This window comes from Pseudomonas sp. FP2309 (assembly GCF_030687575.1).
Classification (GTDB): Bacteria; Pseudomonadota; Gammaproteobacteria; order Pseudomonadales; family Pseudomonadaceae; genus Aquipseudomonas.
In genome coordinates, this window is the sequence record NZ_CP117439.1 from 81488 (window position 1) to 99329 (window position 17842).

16 protein-coding genes are annotated in these 17842 nt (G+C 60.9%); 8 read left to right on the forward strand and 8 right to left on the reverse strand.

Annotation, left to right across the window (positions count from 1 at the left end; translation table 11 throughout):
• Positions 1–2: 2 nt before the first annotated feature.
• The 3 genes from PSH59_RS00410 to PSH59_RS00420 all read left to right on the forward strand — a co-directional run bounded on the left by PSH59_RS00410 (position 3) and on the right by PSH59_RS00420 (position 3818).
• Positions 3–881 (forward strand): endonuclease/exonuclease/phosphatase family protein, encoded by an 879-nt coding sequence (locus tag PSH59_RS00410; protein WP_248083327.1) that lies wholly within the window; start codon positions 3–5, stop codon positions 879–881.
• Positions 878–2953 (forward strand): GGDEF domain-containing protein, encoded by a 2076-nt coding sequence (locus PSH59_RS00415; RefSeq protein ID WP_305394032.1) that lies wholly within the window; start codon positions 878–880, stop codon positions 2951–2953. Before PSH59_RS00410 ends, PSH59_RS00415 begins: the two co-directional genes overlap by 4 nt.
• Before the next feature lie 88 nt (positions 2954–3041).
• Positions 3042–3818, forward strand: a complete 777-nt coding sequence (locus PSH59_RS00420; protein ID WP_248083329.1) for an N-acetylmuramoyl-L-alanine amidase — start codon at positions 3042–3044, stop codon at positions 3816–3818.
• Here the strand turns inward: PSH59_RS00420 and PSH59_RS00425 are convergent.
• Together PSH59_RS00425 and algB are read right to left on the reverse strand one after the other, a co-directional pair.
• A complete protein-coding gene (locus PSH59_RS00425) occupies positions 3815–5602 on the reverse strand; it encodes an ATP-binding protein (protein ID WP_305394033.1) in 1788 nt (595 codons plus the stop codon). The genes PSH59_RS00420 and PSH59_RS00425 overlap by 4 nt on opposite strands.
• 10 nt (positions 5603–5612) lie before the next feature.
• Entirely contained in the window at positions 5613–6959 is a 1347-nt protein-coding gene (gene algB / locus PSH59_RS00430; protein ID WP_248083331.1) for a sigma-54 dependent transcriptional regulator, read from the reverse strand.
• 378 nt (positions 6960–7337) lie between these two features.
• Here algB and PSH59_RS00435 point away from each other — a divergent pair, with 378 nt between their 5' ends.
• From PSH59_RS00435 to PSH59_RS00455, 5 genes are all read left to right on the forward strand, one after another.
• Complete coding sequence (locus tag PSH59_RS00435) at positions 7338–7634, forward strand: hypothetical protein (protein WP_305394034.1); 297 nt, start codon at positions 7338–7340, stop codon at positions 7632–7634.
• Between the two features lie 78 nt (positions 7635–7712).
• Positions 7713–7877, forward strand: coding sequence for a DUF1328 domain-containing protein (locus PSH59_RS00440; protein ID WP_002555679.1), 165 nt, complete (start codon positions 7713–7715; stop codon positions 7875–7877).
• Between the two features lie 2 nt (positions 7878–7879).
• Positions 7880–8347: an inhibitor of vertebrate lysozyme family protein gene (locus PSH59_RS00445; protein WP_248083333.1), complete on the forward strand. Its 468-nt coding sequence runs from the start codon at positions 7880–7882 to the stop codon at positions 8345–8347.
• 728 nt (positions 8348–9075) lie between these two features.
• A complete protein-coding gene (gltP, locus tag PSH59_RS00450) occupies positions 9076–10407 on the forward strand; it encodes a glutamate/aspartate:proton symporter GltP (RefSeq protein WP_248083334.1) in 1332 nt (443 codons plus the stop codon).
• Between the two features lie 97 nt (positions 10408–10504).
• A complete protein-coding gene (locus tag PSH59_RS00455) occupies positions 10505–11734 on the forward strand; it encodes a nucleoside recognition domain-containing protein (protein ID WP_305394035.1) in 1230 nt (409 codons plus the stop codon).
• 44 nt (positions 11735–11778) lie between these two features.
• On the opposite strand, the gene lptE is transcribed toward PSH59_RS00455, so the two are convergent.
• From lptE to PSH59_RS00485, 6 genes are all read right to left on the reverse strand, one after another.
• The gene (lptE, locus tag PSH59_RS00460) at positions 11779–12390 is read right to left on the reverse strand and encodes an LPS assembly lipoprotein LptE (RefSeq protein WP_248083336.1); all 612 of its coding nucleotides are present in this window, start codon (positions 12388–12390) and stop codon (positions 11779–11781) included.
• On the reverse strand, positions 12387–13325 hold the full coding sequence (locus PSH59_RS00465; RefSeq protein WP_248083337.1) for an MlaD family protein: 939 nt from the start codon (positions 13323–13325) through the stop codon (positions 12387–12389). The genes lptE and PSH59_RS00465 overlap by 4 nt, the downstream gene beginning before the upstream one ends.
• A 1-nt stretch (position 13326) precedes the next feature.
• Positions 13327–14130, reverse strand: a complete 804-nt coding sequence (locus PSH59_RS00470; RefSeq protein WP_248083338.1) for an ABC transporter ATP-binding protein — start codon at positions 14128–14130, stop codon at positions 13327–13329.
• Positions 14127–15275, reverse strand: a complete 1149-nt coding sequence (locus tag PSH59_RS00475) for an ABC transporter permease (RefSeq protein ID WP_305394036.1) — start codon at positions 15273–15275, stop codon at positions 14127–14129. Before PSH59_RS00475 ends, PSH59_RS00470 begins: the two co-directional genes overlap by 4 nt.
• A gap of 55 nt (positions 15276–15330) precedes the next feature.
• The gene (locus tag PSH59_RS00480) at positions 15331–16362 is read right to left on the reverse strand and encodes a DUF5924 family protein (RefSeq protein WP_248083340.1); all 1032 of its coding nucleotides are present in this window, start codon (positions 16360–16362) and stop codon (positions 15331–15333) included.
• 72 nt (positions 16363–16434) lie between these two features.
• The gene (locus tag PSH59_RS00485; RefSeq protein WP_248083341.1) at positions 16435–17817 is read right to left on the reverse strand and encodes a pitrilysin family protein; all 1383 of its coding nucleotides are present in this window, start codon (positions 17815–17817) and stop codon (positions 16435–16437) included.
• Between the last annotated feature and the right edge of the window lie 25 nt (positions 17818–17842).

Consider the following 17842-nt stretch of genomic DNA (forward strand, 5'->3'; position numbering starts at 1 on the left):
TCATGCGCCGCTGGGGTACCGAACGCGTCGTTGGCCTGCACGACCCGCGGGTCAACGAGCATCACCTGGAATCGACAGGCTTGCCGGCGGATAACCGCCTGCGTCTGCTCAGCTTCAATATCCAGGTGGGCAACAGCACCGAAAAGTACCGACACTACCTCACCCGTGGCTGGCAGCATCTGCTGCCCCACAACGGGCGGGCCGGTAACCTGCAGAAGATCGGCGACCTGTTGAATGATTTCGACCTGGTTGCCCTGCAGGAAGCCGACGGTGGCAGCATACGTTCGGGCTATATCAATCAGGTGGAGCACCTGGCCCACCTCGGAGCCTTCCCTTATTGGTACCAGCAGCTCAATCGCAACCTCGGGCGCCTGGCGCAGCACAGTAATGGTGTGCTCAGCCGCTTGAAGCCGACCGCTATCGAAGATCACCCGTTGCCCGGCCCTAAAGGCCGCGGTGCGATACTCGTACGGTTTGGTGAGGGGCCTGAGGCATTGGTGGTGGTGATGATGCACCTTGCGCTCGGAGGCCGTACGCGCAACCTGCAACTGGCCTATGTGCGTGATTTGATTGGCAACTACAAGCATCAGGTGTTGATGGGGGACATGAATACCCATGCCACCGATCTGCTGCAGAATTCTCCGTTGCGCGACCTTGGATTACTGGCGCCGCAAGTCGAGGCCACCTTTCCCAGTTGGCGTCCGCAACGCTGTCTTGACCATATCCTGCTCAGTCCGAGCCTCACACTGGAAAGTGTGCAGGTGCTTGCGCAGCCCATTTCCGATCACCTGCCGGTCGCGGTAGAGATTCGTCTGCCGGGTTCGCTCACGGTTGATGCATTGCCCGCGTTGAGCCCCGGCCCTCGCGGACCCCTTGCATGAGCGACGACGCCCAGCGCTGGAAAGAAAAATACCTGTTAAGCATCGAGCAACAAGAAAAGCTCGAGCGACGTTGGGCCGCCCGCCTCGACCTGCTGCGCCGGGGGCTGGTGCGCAGTACGTTGGCGGCTGAAGGCACCGACCGTGCGGTCGACCAATGCATGAAGGAAATGCGCGACGTTGTGCGCACAGACGACATGGACGCCGCGCTCGCCGCCTTGCTGCCGCGTCTGGAGAAGGCTGTGCTGGATTCGGAGCAGCGCCGCGAAACCCGGATCGAGCAAATGAGCACTGCGCTGACCTCCCTGGTTACTCAACTGCAAAAGCTGCCGCTGCCCCGTGAGGTCGCGCGTCCGCTGAAAACCTTTGCCAAGCAGTTGGATGGCCGCGTCAGCCAGGCCCGCGAGATACCGTTGCTGCTCAGCGAATTGAGCGGCCTGCAGGGGCAAGCCTTGAATAACCTGGAGCCGGACGGCGAAACCACACGCCCCGGGCCTGGATTGTTACAGCGCTTGTTTGGCGCCAAGGACATTGCCAGCGAAGCGCCGGTAAGCGAGCTGATTCCTGCGCCGTCATCGGCACCCGTCGGGCCTAAACCCGTTGCTGCGCCGCCGGAGCTCGAACCGTCCGAGCAGTCCGAAGCGCTCACGCAAGCCTTGCGTGCCTTTGCGCCACAGCCCGAGGCGCCGGTTGACCCGCTGCTGCAACGCCCAGTGGCCACCCACCCCGCTGAAGTTGCCAGCGATACGTTTGTGTACGAAGCGCCCACCCAAAAGGCAGCAATTGTTCAGCCCTTGAAGGCCGCTGTGACGCCCGTGGTGCCTGAAACGCCTGAGCCCCAGGTCGAAGAGCCCGCTGCCGAAAGTGCTCTTGCGGCCTTTATCGAAGAGCCCCTGGTTCAAGTCGAAACGCCGGACGAGACGTTTATCGGTAGCCTCTCGCTCCCCCCTGTGCTGGATGTTGAGGCGTCCAATCCCGACGAACTGCAATCGGATGGCACCTACTCGTTGCCGGATTCGCCGGAGCCGTCCTACAGCTCCGTGGCCAAACATATTGAAGACACGCTCATCGGCCTGCTGGAAGAGTTGTCCTTGCCCGAAAGGCATCGGCCTCAGGCCGAAGCGATGCGTGAGCGCCTGGCCAACGGTTTGAACTGGTACGAGTTACTGCCGATCCTTGACGACCTGGCCGTGTTGATGCTGGCGATCACCGACAGTGGCCAGCATGAATTCGAGGCTTATCTCAAGCAGCTCAACGAGCGTCTCGAAGCATTCCAGGGGCATTTGCAGGTCGCCAGTGATGGCCATGCCGACAGCCGTGCCGCCGCTCGCGAACTGGACACGCAGATTCGCGAGCAGGTCGACGGCCTGCAAAGCAGTGTGCAGGAAGCAGCAGACCTGGACAGTCTCAAACAGGTCCTTGAGAGCCACCTTGAAGGGTTGCTCGGCACCATGGACGAGCACCAGCAGCAACGCGACCAGCGCGAGCAGGAAGTGGCGTCGCGTTTGAAGGGGTTGGCAGAGCGCGTCGCGAGTATGGAGAAGGAGGCCCAGGGCTATCGTGAGCATCTTGAAGTACAGCGCCAGAAGGCCCTGATCGATCCGCTCACGGGGCTGCCCAACCGCGCGGCATGGAGCGAGCGCCTGGATCATGAAGTCAACGCCTGGCACCAACGCGGTAGCAGTCTGTCGCTGGCGATGCTGGATTTGGACCATTTCAAGCGCATCAACGATGGTTACGGCCACTTGGCCGGCGACAAAGTGTTGAAGATTATCGCCAGCGTGCTGCGCAAGCGTCTGAGGCCGAGCGACTTCATTGCGCGGTTTGGCGGCGAAGAGTTCGTGTTGCTGATGCCCGACTCACCTTTGCCGGATGCGCTGGCGGTGGGTGAAGTGCTGCGCGAGGCGATCGCAGCCTGCCCGTTCCACTTCAAAGGCGAACCGGTGACGATCACCGTATCCATGGGTGTGGCGCAGTTCCAGCAGGGTGAGCGCAGTGAGCTGGCGCTCAAACGAGCCGATGAGGCGTTGTATCGGGCTAAGGCAGCAGGGCGTAACCAGGTACAGGCCGCGTAAAAGGTGTTCCATTTTGTAATTTGACCGCCTGGCTGCAAACGGTACGTTACACTGTTGCATTATCGTCTTCAGCGTACTGTCCTCTGCCATGAAATCCTTGTACTTCGCTTGTGTGTTTCTTCTGCTGGCCGGCTGCGCCAGCGGTCCCCGCCTCAATACCAGCCATCCCTCGGCGAACCACGACAACCGCGTGCAGTTCGTCGTCGTCCACTACACCTCAACTGACCTCGAACACTCACTGGCCCTGCTGACGCACGGCCAGGTCAGTGCTCATTACCTGATCGGCGATGATGCCTCGGCCACCATTTACAAGCTGGTGGATGAAAGTCAGCGCGCCTGGCATGCCGGGGAAAGTGAGTGGATGGGGCGCACCTGGCTCAATTCCAGCTCCATTGGCATCGAGATCGTGAACCCTGGGTACCGTGACACACCGACCGGGCGCGTCTGGTACCCGTACTCCGAGGCGCAGGTGAAGTCGCTGGTGGTGTTGCTCAAGGACATCAGCAAGCGCAATGGCATCGACCCCAGGAACATCATTGGTCACAGCGATATCGCCCCGCTGCGCAAGCTTGACCCCGGTCCATTGTTCCCCTGGAAGCGCTTGGCCGATGAAGGGTTGGGCATATGGCCGGACGCTCAGGCCGTCGCACGAGTTCAGGTGCAGTACGCCGTCGAGCTGCCGAGTGTCACGTGGTTCCAGGACGAGCTGGCGCAATTGGGTTACCCGACGCCCCGGACCGGCGAATTGGATGTCGCCACGCGCCATGTGATTGCAGCGTTTCAGATGCGTTTCCGGCCATCACTGTTCGATGGCACACCAGATGCCGAAAGTGCCGCCATCCTGCGTGTGCTGAACCAGCGTTAAAGCGGCAGCGCCATATAGAACTGCGTTCCCTGGCCCGGCCGCGAATACACGCCCATGCGGCCACCGTGCAATTGCACGATCTCTTTGCACAGCGCCAGCCCCAGGCCGGCGCCGCCTTTCTTGCGGCCTACCTGGACGAAGGGTTCAAAGATCCGCCCTTGCTGCCCGTAGGCAATGCCTTCGCCGTTGTCCTCCACGCTGATAATCACCCGCTCGCCGTGGCGGCGCGCCTGCAGGCGAATCTGCCCACCGTCGGCGGTATGGCGCAGGGCGTTGCCCAGCAGATTATCGAGCACCCGCTCCAACTGCGCCCGGTCGGCGTACAACCGAGGCAGGTCGGACTGGGCTTCCACCAGCAGCTCGACGTGCTGCGCGTTGGCCACCTCTACGAAGCGCGCACGTGCGTGTTCCAGCAGATCAATGACGTCGCACGGGCCCAGGGTCAGTTTCTGCAGGCCGTTCTGGTAGCGCGAGAAGTTGAGCAAGTCATTGATCAGTTGCATCAGGCGCTGCATTTCTTCGTTCACCGTATCCAGCAGGTCCGCTTCACGGGACTCCGCCGGGAACTTCGCACGCTCGCGAAACAGTCCGAACGCCATATGCATGCCGGTCACCGGCGTGCGCAACTCGTGGGAGGCGCGCAATACAAACTCACTGCGTACCCGCTCGAACGCGCGTTGTTCGGTGACATCGTGCAGCACCATCACTGCCCCGAGTATGTGCCCTTGGGTGTGACTGACCGGCGTGAGGCTGTAGGTCAGCAGGCGCAGTTCGCCCTCGACTTCCACTTCCAGATCGTCCGGGGCCCGCTCCAGATTGCCGCCGCGCAGCACCAGTTGCAGTTGTTCATCCAGCTCCGGCCGCACCAGTGCCTCGCCCAGGCCTTGGCCGAGACGTTCTTCGTCCCAGCCCAACTGACGCTGTGCGACGGGGTTGAGATGCTCCAGGCGGCCTTGGCGGTCAATCATCAGCAGGCCATCGTCAATGCTGTCGAGTACCGCTTGCAGGCGTTGCTGGCCGGCGAGCAGTTCGTCGATATTGGTTGCCTGATGCTGGCGCAAAGCTTCGGCCATGATGCCGAACCGGCGCGTCAGTTGGTTCATTTCCGCTGCTGATGAGATCGGCAGCGTCACTTCGAAATCGCCCTGGCCGATCTTGTCGGCCGCTTTGGCCAGTGCTTCGATTGGGCCGCCAAAACGTCGGGCGATACCGTGGGCCGTGACAAATCCGATGATCAATACGGCGAGCCCCACCATCCCTAGCAGACCGGCGATCAGCAGGGCGCGCTCGCGGGATTTGTGTTCGCTGTCGCTGATGTTTTCCAGGGCTTGCTTGTGTTCGGCGATCAGCCCGTTGCGCAGCACATTGAAGGTTTCGGTGATTTTTTCTTTGCTGTCCGGGGGGCGCGGTACCTGCTGAGACTGGTCAAACGCCTCGAGCAGCGCCTGGTACTGGCGGCGTGACTGGCTGAAGCCGGTGCCATGGCCATTGCGCTGTTCATGGGCAATGCCTTGGTCCAGCAAGTCGAAGTAATGCTTTTTGGATATTCGCAGCGCTTCGGAGTCGGGGCGCTGCTCGAGCATCATGATTAACTGATCGCCCAGGCTCTGGCGCAGTTTGAGCCCCAGGTCCAGGGTGACAAAATTGCTGCGAATCAGGGACTCCTGGGTCTTGGCCATTTGCATGACGCTGACCAGGCCCAGGATCAAGCCCAGCAAGGCGACGGTGATCAGCGCTGAGATACTCAGAAACAATCGAGTGCGCAGTTTCATCGCTAACTTCATAGGGTACAGCTCACAGGTTGTACTGCTTGCGTTTGCGATACAGGGTCGAGGCGTCAATGCCGAGGGTGCGCGCCGCCTGATCCAGTGTGTCGCTGGTGGCCAGTACGGCGCCGATGTGGGCTTTCTCCAGCTCGTCCAGGCTTAGTGCCGCGCCAATGCGCGGAGCGTTGTTGGTCGGTTGCTCGGCCATGCCCAAGTGGCTGATTTCGACTTTTTCCTGCGGGCAAATGATGCTGGCGCGCTCCACCACGTTGCGCAGCTCACGGATATTGCCCGGCCAGCGATAATTGAGCAGCGCCTCGCGCGCCTGGTCACTGAAGCCCCGCGCCGGGCGCGCGTATTCCTTGACGAAGCGGGCCAGGAAGCGGTCGGCCAGGGTCAGGATGTCTTCGCTACGCTCGCGCAGCGGCGGCAGGTGCAAAGTGATGACGTTGAGTCGGTACAGCAAGTCTTCACGGAAGCGGCCGTCGCGCACCATGTCTTCCAGGTTCAGGTTGGTGGCGGCGAGGATACGCACGTCGGCGCGACGGGTAACGGGGTCGCCCACGCGCTCGTATTCTTTGTCCTGGATAAAACGCAGCAACTTTGGCTGCAACGTGAGGGGAAAGTCGCCGATCTCATCGAGAAACAGCGTGCCTCCGTCCGCTTGGTTAACACGCCCCAATGTGCTCTCACTGGCACCGGTGAACGCCCCCCGGCTATGGCCGAACAGCTCGCTTTCCATCAGTTCCGCCGTCAGCGACGGGCAGTTGATGGTCACGCAGGACTTCTTGGCGCGCTTGCTCCAACCGTGAATGGCCCGAGCCAGCTCGCCTTTGCCTGTGCCGGACTCGCCGAGGATCAGAATATTAGCGTCGGTCCCGGCCACCTGGCGGGCAGTTTCCAGCACCGCCATCATCGATGGGCTGTGGGAGTCGAGGCCGTCCTTGGGCTGACGCACTGCGCCTTCCAAGGCTTCCAGTCGCGCCGACAGCTGGCGTACTTCCAACTGCTTGGCTGTCGCCAGGCGCAGTTGATCAGGGCTGCACGGTTTGACCAGATAATCAGCCGCGCCAGCCTGGATCGCGTCCACCGCGGTATCAACGGCAGAGTGAGCCGTGACGATCACCACACGCATCCAAGGGGCCTGGATGCGCATCTGCGCCAGTACATCCAGACCGTTGTCTTCGCCCAGACGCAGGTCGAGGAAGCACAGGTCGAAGACCTGACGCTGCATCAAGGTATCCGCTTGCGCCGCGCTGTTGGCGGTGGCGACGGTGTAGCCCTCATCTTCCAGGCAATAACGGAAGGTGCGGAGGATCGCGGATTCGTCATCCACTAAAAGAATGCGGCCTTGAAGTTCCTTGGCTGATTCCATCTGTCCCGCGCTCCTTAACTATGAATGATGGTGTTTAGTCCCGGAATAATCGGGCAAGTTGCATGGTTTATTCTGATCGATAAAAGGCAACGTCGCGCAGCTATCTGCACACCTTCCTACAGCGCACCCGGCTAGTGGCATTTTCATGCCTTCTTGCCAGTTCGGCAGCGCCACAATCGTTTTCGATCCGGCGACCCGACCACTGGCCATCGTGCATTTCGCACGGGCCTCCCGGGTGCATCGTGCAGGATGCCGCATAAGCTTAGAATCATCAGTGCATAACTCATTGATTATATTGAGTTTTATTTTGCAAAAAAGCTGGCACGCGCTCTGCAATACCTCTCTCAACGAATAATCAGAACGCGGGAGAAATGCAGCATGACTCGCCAAAGCCTCAGCCAATTCCATGTATCGCCACTGCGCTTGCAGCAAGGTCTGTTTGCCAGCCTGGCCGTGATGGTCACGTTGATTGCCGGCCAGCAGATGCAGCATTGGCAGAAGAGTCAGCAATATGCCCCGCAGTTCGAACGTCCGGTAATGACTCAGACCCATTTCAGTTCCATTGGCAGCCGTTCCGCCGGTAGCGCTTCTGCTGATGTGACCGCCCCGCAATTGAGAGTGGCTGACCAGGGCTCCCTGGTTGAGCTGCCTGCCCAAGAGCGTTGGGTGTTCTAGGCAAGAAACACGGTCGCTTGAATAGGCGCCCGTCACGCACTACCGCTGTTACCTCTATAAAGTGTAAGGAGAATCACCATGTTGAGTTGGGCAATCACGTTTCTGATCATCGCCATTGTGGCTGCAGTGCTGGGCTTCGGTGGTATCGCGGGCACCGCCACGGGTATCGCCAAGATTCTGTTCGTGGTCTTCCTGGTGATGTTCGTTGTGTCGTTCTTCTTTGGTCGCCGCGGCCGAGGCTGAATATGACCAGTTCGTCCTTTAAAGCCATAGCTGCCGCCCTGCTCTTGGGCGGTAGCGGCTTGGCGATGGCCGCCAATGACGGCCAGTCCCGGGCTAACGAGTTGCTCAGTGCGGACCCGCAGTACCGCGAGACGTGGCAAGGGGTGGTCAAGAAGGAAGAGCGTTTGCCGGAATGGGTGATGAACCTGTCGGGCAGCGCCGAGCAAATGAATGCCGTGGAAGAGGATGGCGATAAGTACTTGGTCGGGCCGCTCTGCGAAACCGCAGATACATGCCTGAACAAGCGCCTGATCGTCGCTTTCAGCCTCGACAAGGAAGATGCCTACGCCATGTTGGTAGAAGTCCCTGCCGGCTTACCGGCCGACAAGTCTCCGACACGGCACGCCGATTACCGTTTTATCGGTAAGCCGGATGAAGGCATGCAGAAGTTGCTGATGGAGCAGCTTAAGAAAGATCCGAATTGGTACTAGGTGCCGTCTGACGCGTTTGTCGTCTGCGGGGCCAGCGTCCATAGAAAGAAGCACCCTCGCTTCTTTCTGTCTGCACGGCTCGCCAAGGGCAGTGCATGACCAGGGGGCCGGGTTGCTCTGATCAAATGGGATCGGCGCGACCTACGGGTACAGGGAGTGCCTGCGCAAGGGCCGGGTCAGGTGAAAAGCTGCGACGCAGGTTCACAAGCCAACGGCTTGCTGAACTTGCGGCGGGCTTGTAATGCTCATCCCGTCTTGATATGCCGCCTATAGCCGCAAAATTTCTTTTCGCCCGATCCCAACCTTTACTGAGTGTGTCGGCGCGACCATCTATCGAGAAAGTTTTGCGCGCACTTTGCCACTCTTCTCACGCATCACCGTGAAATATCTAGGCATTTCCTGTCGCGCACCTAATGCGTGCAGACTCTCTGAGCGAGCCTGAATTGGCCGGTTCACGGCATATTCACCTGACAAAATGTCGCATTTGAACTGACCGATCGGACAGTTATTATCAAAAAGAGTCATGCCGATTCGGCATGGGGTAGGCGTTTACGGCATTAGACGGCGCTCCCTTGCATCGGAATAGTTGCGCCTTTTTTCGCCTGCCAGTAAGCCATTTCGGCCACGCTGCGGTGACCTTTCATGGAGGCAGATGCACACACTTTTTCGCTCTCGAGCGTTCCAGCTGGCGCATTTGCCTTAAGTTCACTTGAAGTAAGGGTAATGACATGAAGAAGGCAAAGCTAAGCCTCGCCTGGCAGATCCTCATCGGTTTGGTGCTGGGGATTGCAATCGGTGCAGTGCTCAACCATTTCAGTGCCGAGAAGGCCTGGTGGATCAGCAACGTGCTGCAGCCGGCAGGCGATATCTTTATCCGCCTGATCAAGATGATCGTGATCCCGATTGTGATTTCCTCGCTGATCGTCGGCATCGCCGGTGTCGGTGACGCGAAAAAACTCGGTCGCATCGGCGTCAAAACCATCCTTTACTTCGAAATCGTCACCACCATCGCCATCGTGGTCGGCCTGCTGTTGGCCAATATCTTCCATCCGGGCGCCGGCATCGACATGAGCACCCTGGGGACGGTGGATATCTCCAAGTACCAGGCGACCGCCGCTGAAGTGCAGCATGAGCATGCGTTCATCCAGACCATCCTCAACCTGATCCCCTCGAATATCTTCGCCGCCGTCGCCCGTGGCGAAATGCTGCCTATCATCTTCTTCTCTGTACTGTTCGGCCTGGGCTTGTCGAGCCTCAAGCCTGAGCTGCGCGAGCCGCTGGTGACGCTGTTCCAGGGCGTGTCCGAGAGCATGTTCAAAGTGACCCACATGATCATGAAGTACGCCCCGATCGGCGTCTTCGCACTGATCGCGGTGACCGTCGCCAACTTTGGCTTCGCCTCGTTGCTGCCGCTGGCCAAGCTGGTGATCCTGGTTTACGTCGCGATCCTGTTCTTCGCCTTTGCGGTATTGGGCCTGATCGCCCGCCTGTTCGGCTTCTCGATCCTCAAGCTGATCCGCATCTTCAAGGATGAACTGGTGCTGGCGTATTCCACCGCCAGCTCCGAAACCGTGCTGCCGCGCGTGATCGAGAAGATGGAGGCCTATGGCGCGCCGAAGGCCATCTGCAGCTTCGTGGTACCGACCGGTTACTCCTTTAACCTCGACGGTTCGACCCTGTACCAGAGCATCGCGGCAATCTTTATCGCCCAGCTGTACGGCATCGACCTGTCGATCGGCCAGCAACTGATGCTGGTGCTGACCCTGATGGTCACCTCCAAAGGTATCGCCGGTGTACCGGGTGTGTCCTTTGTGGTGCTGCTGGCGACCCTGGGCAGTGTGGGTATCCCGCTCGAAGGACTGGCGTTCATCGCCGGTGTCGACCGCGTCATGGACATGGCGCGTACCGCCCTCAATGTGATCGGCAACGCCCTGGCGGTGTTGGTGATCTCGCGCTGGGAAGGCATGTACGACGACGCCAAGGGCGCCCGCTACTGGAACTCTCTGCCGCACTGGCGCAGCAAAGAAGCTCTACCGACCGCCCAGGCCACTCGCGGCTGACAGCACGACGGCTCTGAGACAAACCCCGGGAAATCCGGGGTTTGTCGTTTCTGCCAGCCCCGCTATCATTCGCCCCATCTTTCGGGGGATTTAACTGATGCTCAATGGCCTGTGGCTTGGCTTCTTTGTTGTGGCAATGGTGTCAGCACTGGCGCAATGGCTGGTCGGCGGTAACGCCGGGATTTTTGCGGCCATGGTGGAAAGCATTTTCGCCATGGCCAAGTTGTCGGTGGAAGTGATGGTGCTGCTGTTCGGCACCCTGACCTTGTGGTTGGGCTTTTTGCGCATTGCCGAGAAAGCCGGCATCGTCGATTGGCTGGCAAAGGCTCTGGGTCCGCTGTTTCGCCGCCTGATGCCGGAAGTGCCGGCCGGCCATCCGGCTATCGGTTTGATCACCCTCAACTTCGCCGCCAACGGCTTGGGCCTGGACAACGCGGCAACGCCCATCGGCCTGAAAGCCATGAAGGCGTTGCAGGAACTCAACCCTATCCCCAACACCGCCAGTAACGCGCAGATCCTGTTCCTGGTGCTTAACGCATCCTCGTTGACGCTGTTGCCGGTGACCATCTTTATGTACCGCGCCCAGCAAGGCGCTGCCGACCCGACGCTGGTGTTCCTGCCGATTCTGCTGGCCACCAGTGCCTCGACCCTGGTGGGCCTGCTCTCGGTGGCGGTGATGCAGCGCCTGCGCTTGTGGGACCCGGTGGTGCTGGCCTACCTGATTCCAGGCGCGCTGGTGTTGGGTGGCTTTATGGCGTTGCTGGCGACCTTGTCTGCCACGGCCTTGGCCGGTTTGTCGTCGATCCTCGGCAACCTCACGTTGTTTGGCCTGATCATGCTGTTCCTGCTGATCGGCGCCTTGCGCAAGGTGAAGGTGTACGAAACGTTTGTCGAAGGCGCCAAAGAAGGCTTCGATGTGGCCAGGAACCTGCTGCCCTACCTGGTCGCGATGCTCTGCGCCGTGGGCGTGCTGCGCGCCTCCGGGGCCCTGGAGTTCGGCCTGAAAGGCATTCGCCATGTGGTGGCGTGGACGGGCATGGACACGCGCTTCGTCGACGCGCTGCCGACGGCCATGGTCAAGCCGTTCTCCGGCAGTGCGGCGCGGGCGATGCTGATCGAGACCATGCAGAGCCAGGGCGTCGATAGCTTCCCGGCATTGGTCGCGGCGACGATCCAAGGCAGTACCGAAACCACCTTTTATGTGTTGGCCGTGTATTTCGGCTCGGTGGGGATTCAGCGGGCCAGGCACGCGGTGGGGTGTGCATTGCTGGCGGAGTTTGCCGGCGTCGTGGCGGCAATTGCGGTGTGCTACTGGTTCTTTGGTTGACGCTCAGATTGATCTCGCAGGCGAGTCGGCGGCCTGCGATGCCGTCAGTCTCTGGCTGATCTGTTGCCCTGGGCCACGACCCAATCCACCACCTGCCTGTTCAATTGATCGGCGGCGTGCCCAAAAGCGGCCACCACCGCAGGCACTTTGGTATCTGCCACTGGCTGGCGCACTTCAAACCGCTGACTGGCGATAATCCGTTGGTCACGTCCACGCACCAGCCGCGCGTCGAGACGTATCACCACCTCTACCGCACTGCCCAGATACTCGCTTTGAAACGCTTGCAACTGCCCTCCCAGTTCATAGTCGGCCTGCAAGTTGGTCTCGTCGGTGCTCAACAGCGTCACCCGACCGTCACGCTGAAAGCCGTCCAGCAGGCGATTGCGCAACAGCACCGGCGCTGGATCGCTCCAGCGCGCGTTTGCATAGCTGCTGATCAGATCGCCATTGGGCACAACGGCAATGCGTGGGCTGTCGAGGAACTCGCTGGTCTGCGGTTTGGTCAGTCGCAGCGACCAGTTCACCGGCGTGCCTTGTGTGACGGTCTGGGCGGCGGCCAGGCGATACACGTCCGAAGGGTCGGCCTTGGGCAGGATCGAGCACGCGCTGATCAGGGCCAAAGCTACAGGGGCAATCATTTGGTAAGCACGCTTCATGGCGTGAACTCCTTGTTCTTATCGCTGCCCAGCAGATAACCGCTGGGGTTGGCTTCCAGGCGGCGGGAGATGGCGCGCAACGAACCGAGGGTTTCGCGTAGTTCGCGCACGGCCGGGGCCAGTTCATTGAGGCCCTGCATGCCACTGTTCACCGAGGCCTTGTTGTCGTTGAGCAAGGAGTTAATGGTGGCGGTGCTTTGCTCAAGGGACTTCATCGCCTGTTCGGCGCTGCCGAAGGCCTGCTTGCCCTGATCGTTGAGCAGGCCGTTGGCATTGCGCATCAGCACCGTGGTCTGCTCCAGGGCGGCGCTGGCCTGTTTGCTCACTTGCATCAGCTGCTGCATCACCATCTTGATATCACCGCGTTGGTCGGCAATCGCACCTGTGGTCAGTTGCAGGTTATCCAGGGTCTTGCTCAGGCGGTCGACGTTCTCTGAGGAGAACATCGCGTTGGCGTTGTGCAGCAGCAGGTTGATGCCGGTCATCAGGTCGTTGCTGTTGTTCAGCAGTCGCGCGATGGGCGAAGGCGAGGCGATGATCTGCGGCAGGTTGCCGTCCTTGCCCTTGAGCACCGGGCTTTGCGGGGTACCGCCGCTGAGCTGGATGATTGAGGTGCCGGTGATGCCGGTCAGCGCCAGCTTGGCCTGGGTGTCTTCCTTGATCGGTGTTTGCCCGGCCAGGCGAATGCGCGCCAGTACGCGGCGCGGGTCTTTAGGGTCCAGGCTCAGGCTGATCACATCGCCCACCTTGATCCCGCTGTATTGCACCGAACTGCCCTGGGACAGGCCGCTGACCGCCTCGTTGAAGATCACTTCGTAATCCTGGAAGGCGCTGTCGACGCTGGATTTGGCCAGCCACAGGCCAAACAGCATCGCGCCGACCACCACGATTACGCTGAACAGACCGATCATCACATGATGGGCTCGGGTTTCCATGTCATACCTCGTTGAGCGGTTGAGCGGCATCCAATGCCGCGCGGCCCCGAGGGCCGTGGAAATATTCGTGAATCCAGGCGTCGTTCGTTTCCGAGACGACATCGATGGCATCGGCCACCAGCACTTTCTTCTGCGCCAGCACCGCCACGCGGTCGGTGATGGTGTACAGCGTGTCGAGGTCATGGGTGACCAGGAACACACTCAGGCCCAGCGCGTCGCGCAGGGTCAGGATCAACTGGTCGAATTGCGCGGCGCCGATCGGGTCGAGGCCTGCGGTGGGTTCATCGAGGAACAGGATGTCCGGATCCAGCGCCAGGGCCCGGGCCAGGGCGGCGCGCTTGATCATGCCGCCGGACAGCGAGGCCGGGTACTTGTCGGCGGCCGACAGCGGCAGCCCGGCCAGCGCAAGTTTGACCGCCGCCAGGTGCTCGGCATCCCGGCGGCTGAGGCCGGCGTGTTCGATCAGCGGCAGTGCGACGTTTTCGGTGACGGTCAGCGAGGAGAACAGCGCGCCCTTCTGGAACAGCACGCCAAAGCGTCGTTCCACCAGGGAGCGTTCCTGCTCGGGCAAGCTTGGCAGGTTCTTGCCGAACACCCGCACCTCGCCTTCGCTGGGTCGGCGCAGGCCGACGATACTGCGCAGCAACACCGATTTGCCGCTGCCGGAGCCGCCGACGACGGCGAGGATTTCGCCCTTGTATAAGTCCAGGTCGAGGTTTTCATGCACGCTCTGGCTACCAAAGCGATTGCACAGGCCGCGTACCTGGATAACCGCCTCGGTGGGCGCCCGGTGTAAACGGCTCACCAGCTCATCTCCATGAAGAACAACGCGGCCACCGCATCCAGCACGATCACCACAAAGATCGATTGCACCACGCTGGAGGTGGTGTGCGCGCCGACCGATTCGGCACTGCCGCTGACCTTAAAGCCTTCCAGGCAGCCGATGGCCGCGATCAGGAAGGCAAAGATCGGCGCTTTCGCCATGCCCACCAGGAAATGCTGAACGCCAATGTCCGATTGCAGCAACGAGAGAAACATCGCCGGCGAAATATCCAAGGCCACTGCGCATACGACGCCCCCGCCGATGATGCCCGAGAGCATCGCCAGGAAGGTCAGCATCGGCAGCGCCACGAGCAAGGCCAGCACGCGGGGCAATACCAGCAGCTCCATCGGGTCCAGACCCAAGGTGCGGATAGCGTCGATTTCTTCGTTGGCTTTCATGGAGCCGATTTGTGCGGTGAATGCGCTGGCGGTGCGACCGGCGATCAGGATCGCGGTGAGCAGCACGCCGAATTCGCGCAGGAAGGAAAACGCCACCAGGTCCACGGTAAAGATCGTCGCGCCGAAACTCTTGAGCACGGTGGCGCCGAGAAATGCCACCACAGCGCCCACCAGAAAGGTCAGCAAGGCCACGATGGGCGCGGCGTCGAGGCCGACCTGTTCCAGATGCGCAACCATCGGCGTGAGGCGCCAGCGCTTGGGGCGGAAAATGCCTCGGGCGAAGGTTTCGAGGATCAGGCCGATAAATCCCAGCAACTGCTTGCTGTCCTGCCAAACCGTATCTACCGCGCGGCCGATGCGTGCCAGGAGTTGGATGCCGGTGGCTTCTTCGGGGGCTTTATCCGGTACGCAAAAGTCATTCAGCGAGCGGTAGACGGTCTTGAGCAGTGCGCGGTCAGCGGCAGACAGGCTGCAATCGGTCTGCTCGGCGGATTGCTCGATTCGGGTCGGCCCCAGCAGTTCCACCAACAACGAGGCGCCGGCGGTATCCAGGGCACCGAGGCCGTTGAGGTCGATGCGCGCGCCGGCGTCGTACTGGCCGTCGAGTTTGTCCGACAGCTTTTTCAGGTTTGTGTAGTGGGCAAGCGTCCAGTCCCCCGTAATCCGCAGTAACGGAGGCACGCTGGACGTATCGAGGTGGGCTGCGCCGGGCGTGGTGCTACTGGTCATAAGCTCCGAGCTTGTATTGGCTATCCACAATTGCTACGTAATAGCACGATCCAGCCTACTTGGGGTTGTCCGTTTGTGCTGTCTCAGTGACTTTGAAGCGCAGCACGCCGATCACCTGACCGTCTTCGGTGAGCACCTGCACTTGCCAGCGGCCCGCCGCATCGGCGGGGAAGTTCTGCTTGTGGGTCCAGGCGCGGTAGCCCTCCTTGCGCCCACCGTGGATATCCAAAGCGATGCGGTCGACTTCTTTACCGTTGAATTTCCACACGTGGTAGATCCGCTCGTCGAGCCCGCGCGGCGCGTTGATCGCGGTGTAGGCGTACAGCCCACCGCTACGCAGTTGGGCGGCGTTGACGTCCTTGAGGTCGTCGCCGGGTGTGCGGTCTTGCAGCTGGGTGCTGATGGCCACTTCAGTCATCCACAGTGTGGCCGGTGGTACCCAACTGCGCAGAAACCAGCCCGCGCAGCCGATGGCGGCCGTGACCCCCAGCAACATCGCCCAGCCTTTGAGGCTGCGCAGCGGCAGGCTGACCGCCAGGCTAGGGATCGACAAAACCATGGCTACGCCGAGGGCGAGTTTGTAGCTCTGGGCAGTGGTCAGGTGCAGGATGATCGGCAGCGCGGTAAGCAGTGCGGCGAACAGGGTCAGGGTGTGCAACGCCAGGAACAGCGAGCGCTTGGGGGCCAGCCATTTGTAGTACAGCGGATCGATGATCGACACCAGCGCGGCGGCGCCCAGCAGGCCGGTAAAGATCGACTGGCCGCTGTTCCAGGCGGTGGTGACAAAAAAGAACGGCAGCACAAAGAACAGGCTTTCCTGGTGGATCATCTGGGTGGCGTAGCGCAGCAGCGGTTCGGGGATTTCCCGCTTAAACACTTTGGTAAACAGCTGGGTAAAGCTGTTCTCCAGCATCAGCCACAGCCAGCTCACCAGCATGATCACCGCGATCCAGCTGGCCATGCCCTGCTGGCGGTCCACCAGGATGAAGCTGCAGACACCCGAAATGAAACCGCCGAGTGCGATCACCCCTGGGTAGCGCTTCATCAATTCGAGGATGCGCTGGATGTAGTGGGTCAGGTTCGGCATTCGGCGGGTCACAGTCTTTGTAGGAAAAAATCCCAGACAGAATAACGTCTTAGGCCCGTGTTCGGTGTCTCATTACGCGATCCGTTTGCGATAAACCCGCACGCCGATCATTACAAAGGCGATCAGGCCAAGTACACCGGCGCCGAGCCAATTGAGCATGTCGTAGCTGAGCAGCGGCTTTTCGATACGCCAATACCCGGGTTGCTGGAGTACCTGGCGCATGGCCTGGTTGGCCCCGTCCAGGTTGACGGCCTTGATGCGTTTGACCGGGTCGCTGAAGCGACCTTTGTCGTAGTCGGCCGCCGCCGCCCAATAGTAGTCGGCCAAGGCGCTGTTGCCCTGCACGGCCCAGGCTTGTCGCGCGATAGCGGCCTGTTGCAGGCGGGCGAAGGTGACTGGGTCGAGGCCTTCCTTGAGCAGTTGCGCGGTGAGGTCGCGCATTGCCTGTTCGGCTTCGGGCAGCTTGTCCCGCTCCAGATCGGCATTGAGGCTGAGAAAGCCGACGCCGCCGAGAACTTCGCGCTCGCTGTGTGGGCCGTAGGACAAACCGTGCTTGAGGCGCAGTTGGCGGTACAGCGCCCAGTCGAGGTAGTCCTTGAGCAGGTCGTAGGTTTCATCGTGCTGGTCGTCCAGCACCGGTTCCGGGAGCAGCCAGTGCAGTTTGGCGCCGTCGCCGACCCAGCCATGGATCAGTTCGCGATGGTCGAGGGCCGTGTGCTGGATCGCTGGCAGCGGCAGGTGTTCGGTGGGGTCGACCGGGTCGAGTTCGCCGTAGGTGCGCTCCAGATAGGCCGGTAGCAGTTTGTCGAGTTCGCCGACGACGATCAGCGTCATGTTGTTGGGGGCGTACCAACGCTTGCGCAGCATCTGCAACTGCTCGCGGGTCAGGTGATCGACCTCGGCACGCTCGGCGCACTTGAGCCCCAACTCGACCGCCAGTTGATTGCTGGCGGTGTGGCCGAGGTCCTGGCGGTCGAGCAGACGTTGCAGGTGCGAGTAATGGCCGCCGTCTTCGCGTTCGACGACTTTTTTGGCCGCGTCGATGTTGGCGTCGTTCAGTTCGGTGCGGGTGATGATTGCCAGCAGCAGATCGAGCACTTTGCGCTGGTTCTGCGCCGGGGCCTCAATCACAAAAGTGGTGTCGGCGTTGCTGGTGTAGGCGTTCCATTCGCCGCCCAGGGCTTGCATGCGCTCCTCAAGGTCGCCTTCGTCCCCGCCATCAATGCCACTGAACAGCACATGCTCGAGCAGGTGTGGCAGTTCTTTTTGCTCACAACTGAAGTCGTCCAGGCCTACGCCCACCACCAGCCGAATAGCCACATGCCCGCGCTCGGTGCCCGGTTTGAGCAACACCTGCAGGCCGTTGGGCAAGGTGTAGCCCTCCACTTGCAGGCGATCAAAGGCAAAGGCGTGGGCAGAACCCATGAGCAGGCAGGCGAATAACAGGCGACGCATAACTGGCTTCCTGGCGAGTGAGGTC